Raw genomic sequence first — 15,203 nt, 5'->3', positions numbered from 1 at the left:
CCAAGCTAGCGGCCGCCGCTAGCAGCCACAACTCGTTTATCAACAGCCCGCGCGGCCAGCGTGATGCGGTGCCGTCCCACCGGCACCGCCAGGGTCGGTTCGGCCGGCTGACCGTCGAGGTGCACGCTGACCCCGGCGGGCAGTCCACTCAGCGTGATCCGCGCGGCGGTATCGGTGGCCACCGTGATGGTCGACGCCGGCAACGCCGCCAGACCGGCCCGCTGGACATCCACCGTGATCGCGGCGACGCCGCTGAGCCGCAGCGTCAGATACGGCAGCGGACCGACGGGCGGGCCTACCCGCCAGTCCAGTTCGGTGTACACGCCCGGGGTCGGGTCGAAGTTCAGGATGACCCCGCGATGATGCCGAACGGTGTGTGTCGGATCCGGGCGCGCATAGGACCGGGCGTCGACTTCGGCGATGGCCCCGCGCCGCGCCGTCACCGCGGGATCCGCGGCCAGGCCCGACAACCACCACACCCGATGCGGCCCGATACCCAAGTCGTCGCGCACCAGTTGCGGGTGCCACGCGAATGTGATGTGTCCCGGATCGGCTTGCCGCAGGCCGGTTTCCATGTGGGCGATCGGATCCTCGAACTTGTCCTGCAACACCCAGGCGATGTGGTCCTCGAACGGATACACCGTGAAGCGGTGCCGGTAGCCCAGCCGGTCGAGTTCGAGCACCTGCTCGGCGGCCGACGGGAATGGCACCAGCTCGTCGACCAGCCCGTGCGCGATGACGTAGGGCAACCAGCGGGCATTCACCAGCAGCTTCCACGTGTCGCCCTCGCGGGCACAGGGCGAGTCCGGGTCGAGGTCGGCCGGGATGTCGATGTCGGGAAGCAGCCGCACGCCGCACGTCGGCGGCCCGGCCAGCACGACGGCCTGCGAAAACACTTGCGGGTAGGTCAGTCCCAGCTTGTATGCCGCATAACCGCCCATCGAGTAACCGGAGATCACGGTGCGATTGGGATCGGTGCCCAGTTGCTCGGCGACGCGCGCCCACACCTCCCACACGTCGAGTTCCCCGGTGTCGAAGTACCACGTCGACGGGCCTCGGGCCAGCGGCGTGATGACCACCGAGTCGCGAACCTCGCACACTTGGTGCAGCAGGCGGGGGTCGATCGCGGCGAACTGGCTCTGCCCCAACGCAAGCGAATGCAGCAGCAGGGTCAACGGCAGGCTCCGGCCGGGCTTGAAACTCGACGGCAGACACACCGAATAGGGCTGCACCCGGCCGAGGAACTGCGGCTTGGTGCTCAAGATATCGTCGGCGGCCACGCCCTGGCCGAGCTCGATCGAGGACACATACCAGCGCGTCGACGGGCCGGTGATCACCGGCTCGGGAGCGGTCTCGCCGGCGGCCAGGCGCCCCCACTCCACCGTCACGGCGAACCTCGACACGTCGCCGGCGGTCAGGGCCTCGGCCTGCGCGGCATCCGACCAGAAGTTCAGATGGGGCGGCTCCTGCTCGTTGGTGCGGAATGCCACGTTGTAGACATTGGGTTGCCCGGGCAGCGCGCCGTGCTCGGCGGGCACGTCGGCGAACCCGTCGCCCGCCGCATTGGCCAGCCCCGCCGCCAGCCGCACTTTCCAGGTGCCGCGCGGCTCCAGCAGGGTGCGCGGCACCTGGGCCAGAAACGTGCGCGATCCCATGTCGACGCTGTGCGGTACGGGCGTCCTCGACTGGGTGGTCAGGTCGATCAGCGCGGCACCACTGGCCGAAACCAGCAAGGCCATGTCGATTCCGGCCGAGCGCACCCCGGCCCCGGCGGGCCATTGGTCCGGCGCGGTCCGGGCGGGGTCCGTGTCGAGGGTGAACAGCGCGATGGGGACCGACGCGTCCAGCAAGGTATTCCAGTCGACCCGCCACCACGTGTGGGTCGCGGTGAGCCCGATCGCGACGCGGAAGATGTCGGCGCCGTTGCGGGCCGCAGGGCCGTCGGGATAGACGTAGGTGCCCCGTGGCGGCGCCTGCACTTTGAGATCACCGATCGGCAGGCCCGTCGCGCCGTGATCGTCGTAGAGGAAGTCGGTCCAAAACAGCGCACCGCCGGCCAGGCGGCCCGCGCCGCAGGTGCGCGGAAACTCCTCGCCGAACGGCCATCCCGCAGGCACCGGGAGTTGCGGCTCGGGGCGCAGCGCGGCCGGTGGCACCCCCTCGGGCATCCCGTCGACGACGACGAGCTCAGCCGGTGGCGCGGGCGCCGTCGCGGCGGGATGCAGGAGCGCGTCGGCGATGTGGCGTGCGATGCTAATCGGAAGGAGAGTCAAATCCACAAGTGACATCAAGCCCAACGTACGCGCCGGTGAGCCCCGGCTGCTATGCCACGGGCACCACGATGAGGTCGTGCGGACGGTTGTTGACCGCCAGCGCGCCATCGTCGGTGACCACGACGATGTCCTCGATGCGGGCGCCCCAGCGGCCCGGGAAGTAGATGCCCGGCTCGATGGAGAAGGCCATGCCCGCGGCCACCGGCAGGTCGTTGCCCGCGACGATGTAGGGCTCCTCATGGACGGATAGCCCGATGCCGTGACCGGTGCGGTGGACGAAAGCCTCCGCGAGCCCGGCGCGGGCCAGCACGTCGCGCGCGGCGGCGTCGATCTGCGCGGCCGTCACCCCGGGGCGCACCGCCTCCACGGCCGCCCGCTGCGCCCGCTGCAGCACCGAATACTGCTGTGCCACTGCGGGATCCGGCTCGCCGATGCTGTACGTACGGGTCGAGTCGGAGTGGTACCCGGGCTCGTAGGCGCCGCCGATGTCGACGACGACGATGTCGCCGACCTGCAATTCGCGATCCGAGTAGCCGTGGTGCGGGTCGGCGCTGTGCGGCCCGGAACCGACGATGATGAACGAGACCTCCGAATGCCCCTCGGCCACAATCGCTTCCGCAATGTCGGCGGCGACGTCGGCTTCCGTCCGGCCCGGGACAAGGAACTCCGGGACCCGGGCGTGCACCCGATCGATGGCCGCGCCGGCTTTGCGCAGCGCGTCTGTTTCGCATTCCTCCTTGACCATCCGAAGCTTGCGCATCACCTCGGTGGCCAGGACCGGCAGCATCCCGAGCACACCCACCAGCGGCAGCAGGTGCAGCGCCGGCATGGAGTCGGTGACCGCGGTCGCGACGGGCGCCCTGCCCAATGCGGCGCCCACCAATTGGTACGGGTCGTCCCCGTCGACCCAATCGCGCACCGCCAGACCCAGATCCGCGATGGCCGACCCCTTGAGCGAGGCGAGCTCCAGCCGCGGCACCACCACCGTCGGGTCACCGGACGCCGGCAACACCAGCGCGGTGAATCGCTCGAGCGTCTGGGCGCGGGACCCGACGAGGTAGCGCAGGTCGTAGCCGGGGGTGATGACCAGGCCGGACAATCCCGCGTCGGCGGTCGCATCGGCGGCCGCCTTCAGCCGGCGCGCATACACCCCGGTGTCGAACCGATGAGATTCCATGGCAGCCAGGCTAACCCGGCCGGCGCTCGGCGGCGTGAGACGATACCGGCATGACCAGACCCTCAGGTACCAGCGGCGACCCGCAGCGCCCGGCTTCGCCGCGCTCGCGATCGCCGCTAGTGCTGCTCGACGGGGCCAGCATGTGGTTCCGGTCGTATTTCGGGGTGCCTTCCTCGATCACCGCGCCCGACGGCCGGCCGGTGAACGCCGTGCGCGGATTCATCGATTCGATGGCCGTGGTGATCAACCAGCAACGCCCCGGCCGGCTGGTGGTCTGCCTGGACCTGGATTGGCGACCGCAGTTCCGGGTGGACCTCATCCCGTCCTATAAGGCGCATCGCGTCGCGGAGCCCGAGCCCGAGGGCGAACCGGACGTCGAAGAGGTTCCCGACGACCTCGCGCCGCAGATCGACATGATCATGGAATTGCTGGACGCTTTCGGGATCCCGACCGCGGGCGCCGAAGGGTTCGAGGCCGACGATGTGCTGGGGACGCTGGCCGCCCGCGAGCGTCGTGACCCGGTGGTGGTGGTCAGCGGGGATCGCGACCTGCTGCAGGTGGTGTCCGACGACCCGGTCCCGGTCCGGGTGTTGTACCTGGGCCGCGGACTGACCAAAGCCACGCTGTTCGGGCCCGCGGAGGTCGCCGAACACTACGGTGTCCCCGAGCATCGCGCGGGGCCTGCCTACGCCGAGTTCGCGCTGATGCGCGGCGACCCGTCCGACGGCCTGCCCGGCGTGCCGGGCGTCGGCGAGAAGACGGCGGCGACCCTGCTGGCCCAGCACGAGTCGCTCGAACAGATCCTGGCGGCCGCCCGGGACCCGAAATCGAAGATGGCCAAGGGTCTGCGCTCGAAACTGCTGGGCGCCAACGATTACATCGAGGCCGCCGGGCGGGTGGTGCGGGTCGCCACCGACGCGCCCGTCAGCCTGTCGACCGCAACCGACGCGCTACCGCTGGCGGCCGACGACCCGCAGCGCACCGCCAAGCTGGCGACCACGCTGGGCGTCGGGTCCTCGATCGCCCGACTGCAAAAGGCGCTCGACGCGCTGCCGGAGTAACCGACTACTGCGGGCGTCCCACCTCGTAGGTGCCCTTGTTGTCCTGGAACGTCACCGTCACATGCTTGGGGGCGCCGTCGATGCTGACGTCGCAGTCGAAAGTTGCGCCCTTCTTGACGGTCGGATTCTGGCCGTGGTTGCACTTGACGTTCTGGACGTTCTTGGCGCCGTAGCCGTTGGTCTCATCCGACAGCACCTGCTGCACACCGGCCTGCGCCTTGTTCACGTCCAGCTTGGTGGTCACGAAGAAACCGGGCTGCCAAAAGCCCAGCACCAGGACGACCGCGAGGAGCAGGAAGGCGATCGCCCCGGCCACGCCCAGGATCACCGTCGTCGACCGCTTCTTGGCCGGCTGCTGGTCGTAGGGCGGGTACTGCTGGGGGTACTGGCCCGGCTGCCCGTATTGGCCCGGCTGGCCGTACTGACCCGGCTGCCCATACTGGCCCGGCTGCGGGTACTGACCGGGCTGCCCGTACTGACCCGGTTGGGGGTACTGACCGGGCTGCCCGTACTGGCCGGGCTGCGCGTACTGCCCGGGCTGCCCGTAGCCGGGCTGCTGCGGGTATTGCTGCGGGTACGCCGGCTCGGCGGGCTGCTGGTACTGCGGGTACTCGGCGGGCGGCGTGTACGCGGGGGTCTGCCACGTCGCTTCCTGGCCCGGCTGCTGTTGCCAGGGCGAACCGGCCTGGGTGGGCTCGGAGGAAGGATCGCTACCCTGGCCCGGCGGTTGCCACTGCTGCTCCGGTCCCTGCGGTCCGCTCATCGTCTCTCCTCAGCCCCTTGTGTCTCGGCATGAACTATCGGCGTGGTGGTTTCGGGATCTACGGTAGCTCCGGCTCAGCCTACCCGGCGTCAACAGCGACGACGCCGCGCCGAACGTCATTGATGGCGCGCTTGGCGGTGGCCCGCAGGTCAGCGTCCGGGGCGGCATTGCGGACCTGGTCCAACAGGTCGAGAACCTGGCGACACCACCGTACGAAGTCCCCCGCCAGCAGGGGCGAGCCGGTGCCGCCCGGGTCGGCGGCCGCCAGCGCCGCCGCCAGGTCCCCGGTCTTGGCCCACCGATAGATGACATTGACGAACCCGTCGTCGGGTTCCCGGCTGAGCGTGATCCGGTGCGTCTGCTCGTCGGCGCGCAGCGCGTGCGACAGCCGCGACGTTTGCTGCAGCGCCTGCCGCACTCGCTGAGTGGGGGCTTCGGCGGCGAACGCCGCGCCCGGGCCTTCACCGCCCCTGCTTTCGTACAGCACCGCCGAGACCACCGCCGCCAGCTCGGGCGGCTTCAGGTCGGCCCACGCGCCGGTGCGCAGGCATTCGGCAACCAGCAGGTCGCTCTCGCTGTAGATGCGGGCCAGCAGCCGGCCGTCGGCGGTGACGTGGGGATCGGTGTCCGGGCCTTCGATGAAGCCGCGCTCGGTGAGCAGGCCGACGATGCGGTCGAACGTGCGCGCCAGCGAATTCGTCGCGGCGGCAACCTTGTTCTCCAGTTGCGCGTTGTCGCGTTCGATGCGCAGGTAGCGCTCGGCCTGCCGGACCTGGGGCTCGAGGCCGGGACTGTTGTGCGACGGGTGCCGACGCAGCTCGTCGCGCAACGACGCCAGCTCCGGGTCCTGAAACGCGCCGTCGTGCTCGCCGCGGCCGCTGCGGCGCCGGGCCGGAAGCGTCAGCCCGGCGGCCGCCGACCGCAGCGCCGACGCCAAATCACGCCGGACCCGCGGCTGGCGGTGCTCGACCCGCTTGGGCAACGGCATGGAGCCGACGCGGGCCGACACCCCCGGGTAGTCGGCCGTCGAAATCCGCCCCGCCCAACGGTTTTCGGTGAGTACCAGTGGGCGCGGATCCTCGTCGTCGCGGGCCGATTCCAGCACCACCGCCAGCCCGCCGCGCCGGCCTTGGGTGATGTTGATGATGTCACCGCGGCGCAGCGCGGCCAGCGCGTCGCTGGCCGCCTGCCGCCGCTGCAGCCGCGACGCGCGGGACTGCGCGCGCTCCAGCTCGGAGATGCGCGCCCGCAGCCGCGCGTAGTCGAGAACGGGCGCCTTCGGGCCGCCCAGCTCGCCGGCGATCTCGGCGAGCATCGCGGTGCCGCGTTCGATGCCGCGGACCAGACCGACGACCGAGCGGTCGGCCTGATACTGGGCGAACGACTGCTCCAGCAGCCGATGCGCCTGCTCGGGACCCATCTGCTGCACCAGGTTGATCGTCATGTTGTACGACGGGGCGAACGAACTGCGCAGCGGGAAGGTGCGGGTCGAGGCCAGACCCGCGACCGCGGCGGGCTCGGTGTTCTCTTCGGCGGGGTTCCACAGCACCACCGCGTGGCCTTCGACGTCGATGCCGCGCCGGCCGGCGCGCCCGGTCAGCTGCGTGTACTCCCCCGGCGTCAGCGGCATGTGTTGCTCGCCGTTGAACTTCACCAGCCTTTCGAGCACCACGGTCCGGGCGGGCATGTTGATGCCGAGCGCCAGCGTCTCGGTGGCGAACACGGCCTTGACCAGACCGGCCGTGAACAGCTCCTCGACGGTGTGCCGGAATACCGGCAACATTCCGGCGTGGTGGGCCGCCAGGCCGCGCAGCAGCCCTTCCCGCCACTCGTAGTAGCCGAGCACCGCCAGGTCGGCGTCGGCGAGATCGCCGCACCGGTGGTCGATCACCTCGGCGATCTGCGCCCGTTCCTCCTCGGTGGTCAGGCGGAGCGGCGAGCGCAGACACTGCTGGACGGCGGCGTCGCAGCCGGCGCGGGAGAACACGAACGTGATCGCCGGCAGCAGCCCCTCGCTGTCCAGGGTCGCGATCACGTCGGCCCGACCGGGCGGCCGGTAGAAACGCGGCCGGCCCGGGGCGCCGCGGCCGCCGCCACGCCTTCCCGCCTCCCGGCGGGGACCACGCCAGTCCGACATCCGGTCCGCCTCCCGGCGGTGCGCGATGTGGCGCGCCAGGTCCGGGTTGACCCGCGACTCACGTCCGGCACCTGGCCGCTCGCCGGCTTCCGCGTTCCCGTAGTCGAACAGGTCGAAGAGCCGCTTCCCCACCAGCACGTGCTGCCACAGCGGAACGGGCCGGTGCTCGTCGACCACCACGGTCGTATCGCCCCGCACCGTCTGGATCCAGCCGCCGAATTCCTCGGCATTGCTCACCGTCGCCGACAGACTGACCACCCGCACGTCGTCGGGCAGGTGCAGGATCACTTCCTCCCAGACCGGGCCGCGCATCCGGTCGGCCAGGAAATGCACCTCGTCCATCACGACGTAGGAAAGCCCTTGCAGCGCGGGAGAATCGGCGTAGAGCATGTTGCGCAGCACCTCGGTGGTCATCACCACCACGGGCGCGTCGGCGTTCACCGACATGTCACCGGTCAGCAGGCCGATCCGGTCGCGGCCGTAGCGTGCGGTCAGGTCGGTGTGCTTCTGGTTGCTCAGCGCCTTGAGCGGGGTGGTGTAGAAGCACTTCCCGCCCGCGGCCAGCGCCAGGTGGACGGCGAATTCGCCCACCACGGTCTTGCCGGCGCCGGTCGGCGCGCACACCAGCACGCCGTGCCCTCGTTCCAGCGCCGCGCACGCCCGCTGCTGGAAGCCGTCCAGCGCGAACGGCAGCTCCGCGGTGAACCGGGCCAGCTCGACGAGCTCCGCGACGTCCTGCGGCGCTGTCGGTTCAGGTGACATCGTCATGCTGGCCGGCGGTGAACGACGGCTCCGGGACCGACTGCTGGAGGGGTGTGGGCGGCTCGATGACCGATGCCTCATCGTCGGGGATGACGGCCTGGGCCTCGCGCTTGGCCTTGCGCCGGTCGTGCAGGCGGGCGATCTGGATGGCGAATTCGAGGAGCACCGACAGCGCCACGCCCAGGGCGGTCATCGAAAACGGGTCGGAGCCGGGCGTGAAAATTGCGGCGAACACGAACATCGCGAAGATCAGGCCACGCCGCCAGGACTTGAGCTTTTCATAGGGCAGCACCCCGGTCATGTTGAGCATGACGATGAGCAACGGGAATTCGAAGCTGACCCCGAAGACCACCAATAGGTTGATCAGGAACCCGAAGTACCGGTCCCCGGACAGCGCGGTCACCTGCACGTCGCTGCCCACGGTCAGCAAGAAGCCCAACGCCTTGGACAGCACGAAGTAGGCCAGCACCGCGCCGGCGACGAACAGCACCGCCGCGGGGACCACGAACCCGACCGCGAAACGGCGCTCCTTCTGGTACAGGCCCGGCGTGATGAAGGCCCACAGCTCGTAGAACCACACCGGACACGCCAGCACGACCCCGGCGGTCAGGCCGACCTTGAGCCGCAACATGAACTGGTCGAACGGCGCCGTGGCCAGCAGTCGGCATTGTCCGTCGGCGCTGATGCTGGCGCGCGCGGATTGGGGCAGCGAACAGTAGGGGTGGCGCAGCCAATCGCCCAGGCTTTCCAGCCCGAAGAGCGAATGCGAGTACCAGAAGAACCCGAAAATCGTGGTCACCAGGATGGCGGCCAGCGACAGCAGTAACCGGGTGCGCAGCTCGGTCAGGTGGTCGACGAGCGACATCGTCGCGTCGGGATTGGTGCGGCTGCGCCTGTTACGCGGATTGAGGCGCCTCAGCACGCCGGCAGTGCGCGCTGAAACCTTGAAACCTTTCACGACGCTCGTTCAGTGGCGTTCGGGCACCGCGACGATGATGGCGGGCTAAGCCGGGCGTGCTTCAGAGTGCCCCTGCTCGGGGGCCGGCGCCGGAGCGTCGACCCGCTGCGACTGCACGGGAGTGGGGTTCGCCGCGGAGGGCGCGCTGTTCGTGTCCAACGCGGACGGTTCCGACTTGTTCTCGCTCTGCATTTCGCGCAGCTCAGACTTGAAGATGCGCATCGACTTGCCCAACGAACGTGCTGCATCGGGGAGCTTCTTGGCACCAAAAAGCAGGATCACCACCACCGCAAGGATCGCCCAGTGCCACGGACTAAGACTGCCCACTTTGATTACCTCCAGACGTCTACCCGATGCTACCGCAGTGCGGCGATACACCGGGCCGCCCGCGCCGTGACCTCAGGGCGCAAGCGCCTGATACGACTCGCACGCCGCCGCCGCGGCATCCCGTACACGTCGTGCGAGCGACTCCGGTTCGAGCACCCGCACGGCCGACCCGAAGCCCAGCACCAGGCGCGTCATCCAGTCCTCGGAGGCATAGGTCATCACCGCCTCGCACGATCCGTCGGCCAGCTCCCGCACCTCGCGCATCGGGTAGTACTCGAACATCCACGACGCCGACGGCGCGACCCGGAGCCTCGCCGACGGCAGGGACGGGTCGCCGTCGAACAGCGAGGTGTCCGGCGGCGCCTGGACGGCCAGTTCGGGCGCGGCCGCCGGCTCGTCCAACTCGGTGGCGTCGACGATCCGGTCGAAGCGGAACAGCCGAACCCCTTCTGCCTCGCGCGACCAGGCCTCCAGGTAGCTGTGGCCGCCGATCAGCAGCACCCGGATGGGATCGACGATCCGGCTGGTCAGGGTGTCGTGCGACGCGGAGTAATAGTCGATGGCCAGCGCGTGTCGGGCCTGGACCGCGGTGCGCACCGCGGCCGCGGCGCGACTCTCGGCGGGTGCTTGCTGATCGACCGCTGCCGCCGATCCGGTGGTGTCGTGCCCGACGGCGCCGGCCGCCGCCTCGATTTTGGCGATTGCGCTGCGGGCAGCTTCGGGATCGACCACACCCGGAATGTCGGCGAGCGCCCGCAGGGCCACAAGCAGACCGGTGGCCTCCGGCGACGTCAGCTTGAGCGGCCGGTCGATGCCCGCGGAGAACGTCACCTCGATGGTGTCGCCGGCGAACTGGAAGTCGATGAGGTCGCCCGGGTAGTAGCCGGGAAGGCCGCACATCCACAGCTGGTTGAGGTCCTCTTCCAGCTGCTTGGCCGACACCCCGAGGTCGGCGGCGGCCTTGGCCCGGGTGACCCGCGGGTTGGCCTGGAAGTACGGCACCATGTTGAGCAGCCGGATCAACCGCGTCGAGATCGCGGTCATTGCGGCTCGCCCCCGCCCACGTGGGCGCGCAGGCGGGCCAGCACGTCCTCGCGCAGTGACTGCGGTTCGAGCACGACGGCGTCGGCCCCGTAGCCGGCGATGTCGCGCGCCAGCCGATCGCTGGATCCGATGTCGATTTCGATCACCTCGCCGTCGCGGCCGCCCACTTCCCGCGTGCCGGTCTGCCTTCCGGCGCGCCGCAGTGCGGTCGCACGCCCGTCGGCGACCCACACGCGCGCCTGCCCGCCGGTCGGGGTCTCGGCGATCGTGCGGGCCACGATCTGGCGCAGGTCCACATCCCCGGGCACGACGACCGCTCCGGGCGGACCGATCGGCCTGACCTCGGAGCCGATCCGCGAGAGCCGGAACGTACGGGTGGCGTCGCGGTCGCGATCGTGTCCCACGAGATACCAGCGTCCCTTCTGGGTGACGACCCCCCACGGCTCCACCGTGCGCATGCTGTACGGCTCGGTCCGCGACGGCCGGTGCGGGAACTGCACCACCTGCCGGGAATCGATGGCCGACAACAGGATTCCGAGGACCTCCTCCGAACCCCGCAAACCCGGCACGCCGGCCGGTGACGCGATGGCCACGGGCGGCCCCGTCTCCATGGGGTCGACGTCCACCCCGGCGGCGCGCAGCTTGAGCAGCGCACCCTGGGTGGCGGTGATCAGTTCGGGCGATTCCCACAGTTGCGTCGCGACGGCGACCGCGGCCGCTTCGTCGGGGGTGAGCTCGACGGGCGGCAGCGCGTAGGCGTCGCGGTTGATCCGGTAGCCCTCGGTGGGATCCCAGGCCGACGCCCTGCCGACCTCGAGCGGGATGCCCAGATCGCGCAGCTCGTTCTTGTCGCGCTCGAACATGCGGGAGAAGGCCTCGGCGCTGGGGCTGTCGGCGTAACCGGCCACGCTGGACCTGATCTTCTCCGCGCTGATGTACCCGCGGGTGGACAGCAGGGCGATGACGAGATTGACCAACCGCTCGACCTTCGAGGTTGCCATTCGCATCAGGTTATAACCGGTGACTCGCCGGCGCCTGCACCGGTTGGCAAGTCGCAGCCTTCACATGCGCCACATCAGCCACGAGCTGGCGGGCATTACCGCCCTCGCAAAGTTGATAGCGCCGGCGATATCACGTTCGCGCGTCGAGCATGGCCTGCCCTGGTGGGGCTGATGTGACTGAGGGAACAGGCGGGCTACATGCTGGCGATCAGCCGCTTGACCCGCTCGTCGACCGCGCGGAAGGGGTCCTTGCACAACACCGTGCGCTGGGCCTGGTCGTTGAGCTTGAGGTGGACCCAGTCGACGGTGAAGTCACGGCCCGCGGCCTGGGCGGCGCTGATGAACTCGCCGCGCAGCCGGGCGCGGGTCGTCTGCGGCGGATGGTCGACCGCCTCCGCGATCTCCTCGTCGGTGGTGACGCGCGCCGCGAGGCCCTTGCGTTGCAGCAGGTCGAACACACCCCGACCCCGCTTGATGTCGTGGTAGGCCAGGTCCAGCTGGGCGATCTTCGGGTCGGACAACTCCATGTTGTAGCGGTCCTGGTAGCGCTGGAACAGCTTGCGCTTGATGACCCAGTCGATCTCGGTGTCGACCTTGGCGAAGTCCTGGCTCTCGACGGCGTCGAGCTGGCGGCCCCACAGGTCGACGACCTGCTCGATCTGGGCGTTGGGCTCCCGAGTCTGCAGGTGCTCGACGGCGCGGCTGTAGTACTCGCGCTGGATGTCGAGCGCGCTGGCCTGACGCCCGCCCGCGAGCCGCACCGGCCGTCGGCCGGTGATGTCGTGGCTGACCTCGCGGATGGCCCGGATCGGGTTGTCCAGCGAGAAGTCGCGGAAAGGAACGCCGGCCTCGATCATCTCCAGCACCAGTGCGGCGGTCCCCACCTTGAGCATGGTGGTGGTCTCGCACATGTTCGAGTCGCCGACGATCACGTGCAGCCGCCGGTACTTCTCGGCGTCGGCGTGCGGCTCGTCGCGGGTGTTGATGATCGGCCGGCTGCGGGTGGTCGCCGAGGAGACGCCCTCCCAGATGTGCTCGGCGCGCTGCGACAGGCAGAACGTCGCCGCCTTGGGCGTCTGCAGCACCTTGCCGGCACCGCAGATCAGCTGGCGGGTGACCAGGAACGGCAACAGCACGTCGGAGATCCGGGAGAACTCACCGGCCCGCACGATCAGGTAGTTCTCGTGGCAGCCGTAGGAGTTGCCCGCCGAATCGGTGTTGTTCTTGAACAGGTAGATGTCGCCGCCGATGCCCTCGTCGGCGAGCCGCTGCTCGGCGTCGATCAGCAGGTCCTCGAGCACCCATTCACCGGCGCGGTCGTGGGTGACCAGCTGCACCAGGCTGTCGCACTCGGCCGTCGCGTACTCCGGATGGCTGCCCACGTCGAGATACAGGCGGGCGCCGTTGCGCAGGAAAACGTTGGAGCTGCGCCCCCAGGACACGACGCGGCGGAAGAGATAGCGAGCTACCTCGTCCGGAGACAGGCGCCGATGTCCGTGGAAGGTGCAGGTGACACCGAACTCGGTCTCGATGCCCATGATTCGCCGCTGCACGTAATCGAGGGTACTGGTTCTCCGACCGGGACGGTGCGGAAGCCGCGCCTACGGGTCCGACGAGTTTCACGCCGAGGCGTCTCGGCCGCCAAGAACGCTGGCCGGCAACGTCGGCGTCGCGCAGCCAGCCGAGCGTTCCGCCCTGAGCGAGCACCACCGGCCGGGCCGATGCCGCCCGATTCAGCCCGCGGAGCCGCCGTTGGTTTCCGGGGCTTCGCCGTTGGTTTCCGGGGCTTCGCCTTTGGTTTCCGGCTGCTTCGAATCGCCGTCTTGCAGCAAGCTTTCCAGGGTGGCGCGGTTGATCCGCCGGAACGCTCGTCGCGGCCGGCTGACGTCGAGGATGGCGACCTCCAGGCTGCCCACGTCGGGAGAGGGCTGATCCTCGCTGGATCCGTTCCCGCTGCCGGCCCGCAACGCCTTCACGGCGATCTGCGTCGCGTCGCGCAGGTCGGCGTTCTCGGCGTAGGACTCCTTGAGCGCGGTGGTGATCGGCTCGGTGGTACCGCCCATCACCACGTAATGCGGCTCGTCGGCGATCGAGCCGTCGTAGGTGATCCGGTACAGCTCAGGAGGTTTCGTCTCGCCGTAATGCGCCACCTCAGCAACGCACAGCTCGACTTCGTAGGGCTTGGCCTGCTCGGTGAAGATGGTGCCCAGGGTCTGCGCGTAGACGTTGGCCAGCTGGCGTCCCGTGACGTCGCGGCGGTCGTAGGCGTACCCGCGGGTGTCGGCGAACTGGATCCCGCCGCGGCGCAGGTTGTCGAACTCGTTGAACTTGCCGGCGGCCGCGAAGCCCACGCGATCGTAGAGTTCGCTGATCTTCTGCAGGGACCGCGACGGGTTCTCCGCCACAAAGAGCACGCCCCCGGCGTAAACCAGCGCCACCACGCTCTTGCCGCGTGCGATGCCCTTGCGCGCGAGCTCGCTGCGCTCGCGCATCGCCTGTTCGGGCGATATGAAATACGGGAAGCTCACTTTTCACCGCCGTCGGGGCCGAAAGTGTCTGCGCGCGAGCGACTCTGGATGACCTCGCGGGCCAATTCGGCGATCCGGCGCTCCGGCACTTCCGCCGCGCCGTCGGCGCTGATGGTAACCGCTGAAGGGTAGATGCCGCGGACCAGGTCAGGGCCGCCGGTCGCCGAATCGTCGTCGGCCGCGTCGTAGAGCGCCTCGATGGCGACCCGCAGTGCGGAATCGGCATCGGTCACCTGTGAGTACAACTTCTTTATCGACGACTTGGCGAAGATCGACCCTGAACCGACCGACTGGTAGCCCTCCTCCTCGAGGTTCCAGCCGCCGGCGGCGTCGAAGGAGACGATCCGGCCGGCCCCCTCGGGGTCGGGCGCGTCGATGTCGTAGCCGGCCAGCAGCGGCAGGGCCACCAGGCCCTGCATCGCCGCGGCCAGGTTGCCGCGCACCATGATCGCGAGCCGGTTCACCTTTCCGGCAAACGTCAGCGGCACACCCTCGAGCTTCTCGTAGTGCTCGAGTTCCACCGCGTAGAGGCGGGCGAACTCCACCGCGATGGCCGCGGTGCCCGCGATGCCCGTGGCGGTGTAGTCGTCGGTGACGTACACCTTTTTCACGTCGCGCCCGGCGATCATGTTGCCCTGGGTGGAACGCCGGTCCCCGGCGATGACCACGCCACCGGGGTATTTCAGGGCGACGATGGTGGTCCCGTGCGGCAGCTGCGAGCCGGCCCCATCGGCCTGCGCGCCGCCGCCGAGGCCGGTCGGCAGCAGCTCCGGCGCCTGACGGCGCAGAAAGTCAGCAAAGGATGACAGGTCTACGGCGGGATTTGCCGGGAGTGCGGAGTTAGTGGACAGGCGATCGGAGAAGGGCCAGGTCACTGTCCGCCCTTTTGGACGTATGCCCGGACGAAGTCTTCGGCGTTCTCCTCGAGGACGTCGTCGATCTCGTCGAGCAGATCGTCGGTGTCCTCGGCTAGCTTCTCGCGGCGCTCTTGGCCCGCGGCCGTGCTGTCGGCGAAGTCGTCGTCCTCGCCACCACCACCGCCACGCTTGGTCTGCTCTTGAGCCATCGCCGGCCTCCTGCTTCATCTGAACTTGTTCAGCGGCTTGCCTGGTTCCTGAGAGCCACACTGCCCGCTGGTATTTCTCTACCCTACCGGTCAACCCCGACGTTCC

The 15,203-nt window shown here is 69.4% G+C and carries 13 protein-coding genes; 1 reads left to right on the top strand and 12 read right to left on the bottom strand.

The window, feature by feature from the left end; genetic code table 11:
* Nucleotides 1–5: 5 nt before the first annotated feature.
* Both AWC03_RS07235 and AWC03_RS07230 read right to left on the bottom strand, forming a co-directional pair.
* Complete coding sequence (locus AWC03_RS07235) at nt 6–2,288, bottom strand: alpha/beta hydrolase-fold protein (RefSeq protein WP_085239836.1); 2,283 nt, start codon at nt 2,286–2,288, stop codon at nt 6–8.
* A 34-nt stretch (nt 2,289–2,322) separates the two neighbouring features.
* The gene (locus tag AWC03_RS07230; protein ID WP_085239835.1) at nt 2,323–3,450 is read right to left on the bottom strand and encodes a M24 family metallopeptidase; all 1,128 of its coding nucleotides are present in this window, start codon (nt 3,448–3,450) and stop codon (nt 2,323–2,325) included.
* 50 nt (nt 3,451–3,500) lie between these two features.
* Between AWC03_RS07230 and AWC03_RS07225 the strand changes: the two genes are divergently transcribed.
* A complete protein-coding gene (locus AWC03_RS07225; protein ID WP_208859409.1) occupies nt 3,501–4,511 on the top strand; it encodes a 5'-3' exonuclease in 1,011 nt (336 codons plus the stop codon).
* A 4-nt stretch (nt 4,512–4,515) separates the two neighbouring features.
* Here the strand turns inward: AWC03_RS07225 and AWC03_RS07220 are convergent, their stop codons facing one another.
* The 10 genes from AWC03_RS07220 to AWC03_RS07175 all read right to left on the bottom strand — a co-directional run bounded on the left by AWC03_RS07220 (nt 4,516) and on the right by AWC03_RS07175 (nt 15,097).
* Nucleotides 4,516–5,274, bottom strand: a complete 759-nt coding sequence (locus AWC03_RS07220; RefSeq protein WP_085239833.1) for a DUF4333 domain-containing protein — start codon at nt 5,272–5,274, stop codon at nt 4,516–4,518.
* A gap of 79 nt (nt 5,275–5,353) precedes the next feature.
* Entirely contained in the window at nt 5,354–8,173 is a 2,820-nt protein-coding gene (locus tag AWC03_RS07215) for a DEAD/DEAH box helicase (protein ID WP_085239967.1), read from the bottom strand.
* Nucleotides 8,163–9,131 (bottom strand): twin-arginine translocase subunit TatC, encoded by a 969-nt coding sequence (tatC, locus tag AWC03_RS07210; RefSeq protein WP_090422249.1) that lies wholly within the window; start codon nt 9,129–9,131, stop codon nt 8,163–8,165. Before tatC ends, AWC03_RS07215 begins: the two co-directional genes overlap by 11 nt.
* 45 nt (nt 9,132–9,176) lie before the next feature.
* Nucleotides 9,177–9,458 carry a Sec-independent protein translocase subunit TatA gene (gene tatA, locus AWC03_RS07205; protein WP_085239832.1) on the bottom strand — a complete coding sequence of 94 codons (282 nt, stop codon included), beginning with the start codon at nt 9,456–9,458 and terminating at the stop codon, nt 9,177–9,179.
* Nucleotides 9,459–9,530: 72 nt separating this feature from the next.
* Nucleotides 9,531–10,502, bottom strand: coding sequence for a helix-turn-helix transcriptional regulator (locus AWC03_RS07200; protein WP_085239831.1), 972 nt, complete (start codon nt 10,500–10,502; stop codon nt 9,531–9,533).
* Nucleotides 10,499–11,503: a helix-turn-helix transcriptional regulator gene (locus AWC03_RS07195; protein WP_085239830.1), complete on the bottom strand. Its 1,005-nt coding sequence runs from the start codon at nt 11,501–11,503 to the stop codon at nt 10,499–10,501. Before AWC03_RS07195 ends, AWC03_RS07200 begins: the two co-directional genes overlap by 4 nt.
* A 194-nt stretch (nt 11,504–11,697) precedes the next feature.
* On the bottom strand, nt 11,698–13,056 hold the full coding sequence (gene pafA, locus AWC03_RS07190; RefSeq protein WP_090422251.1) for a Pup--protein ligase: 1,359 nt from the start codon (nt 13,054–13,056) through the stop codon (nt 11,698–11,700).
* Nucleotides 13,057–13,236: 180 nt separating this feature from the next.
* A complete protein-coding gene (gene prcA, locus AWC03_RS07185) occupies nt 13,237–14,031 on the bottom strand; it encodes a proteasome subunit alpha (protein WP_085239829.1) in 795 nt (264 codons plus the stop codon).
* The gene (prcB, locus tag AWC03_RS07180) at nt 14,028–14,906 is read right to left on the bottom strand and encodes a proteasome subunit beta (RefSeq protein ID WP_085239828.1); all 879 of its coding nucleotides are present in this window, start codon (nt 14,904–14,906) and stop codon (nt 14,028–14,030) included. The genes prcA and prcB overlap by 4 nt, the downstream gene beginning before the upstream one ends.
* Nucleotides 14,903–15,097, bottom strand: coding sequence for a ubiquitin-like protein Pup (locus AWC03_RS07175; RefSeq protein ID WP_068060237.1), 195 nt, complete (start codon nt 15,095–15,097; stop codon nt 14,903–14,905). The genes prcB and AWC03_RS07175 overlap by 4 nt, the downstream gene beginning before the upstream one ends.
* Between the last annotated feature and the right edge of the window lie 106 nt (nt 15,098–15,203).

Source organism: Mycobacterium europaeum, from assembly GCF_002102155.1.
Taxonomy (GTDB): Bacteria; Actinomycetota; Actinomycetes; order Mycobacteriales; family Mycobacteriaceae; genus Mycobacterium; species Mycobacterium europaeum.
Note: the sequence above shows the minus strand (reverse complement) of the source record. Positions and strands in the feature narration are given on the sequence as shown.

What these genes read in the sequence shown, in the direction of transcription:
- AWC03_RS07225 (WP_208859409.1), top strand. Translation starts at nt 3,501, where the DNA reads ATGACCAGACCCTCAGGTACCAGCGGCGACCCGCAGCGCCCGGCTTCG.
- AWC03_RS07195 (WP_085239830.1), bottom strand. Translation starts at nt 11,503, where the DNA reads ATGGCAACCTCGAAGGTCGAGCGGTTGGTCAATCTCGTCATCGCCCTG.
- AWC03_RS07220 (WP_085239833.1), bottom strand. Translation starts at nt 5,274, where the DNA reads ATGAGCGGACCGCAGGGACCGGAGCAGCAGTGGCAACCGCCGGGCCAG.
- AWC03_RS07230 (WP_085239835.1), bottom strand. Translation starts at nt 3,450, where the DNA reads ATGGAATCTCATCGGTTCGACACCGGGGTGTATGCGCGCCGGCTGAAG.
- AWC03_RS07235 (WP_085239836.1), bottom strand. Translation starts at nt 2,288, where the DNA reads ATGTCACTTGTGGATTTGACTCTCCTTCCGATTAGCATCGCACGCCAC.
- AWC03_RS07215 (WP_085239967.1), bottom strand. Translation starts at nt 8,173, where the DNA reads ATGTCACCTGAACCGACAGCGCCGCAGGACGTCGCGGAGCTCGTCGAG.
- AWC03_RS07175 (WP_068060237.1), bottom strand. Translation starts at nt 15,097, where the DNA reads ATGGCTCAAGAGCAGACCAAGCGTGGCGGTGGTGGTGGCGAGGACGAC.
- AWC03_RS07200 (WP_085239831.1), bottom strand. Translation starts at nt 10,502, where the DNA reads ATGACCGCGATCTCGACGCGGTTGATCCGGCTGCTCAACATGGTGCCG.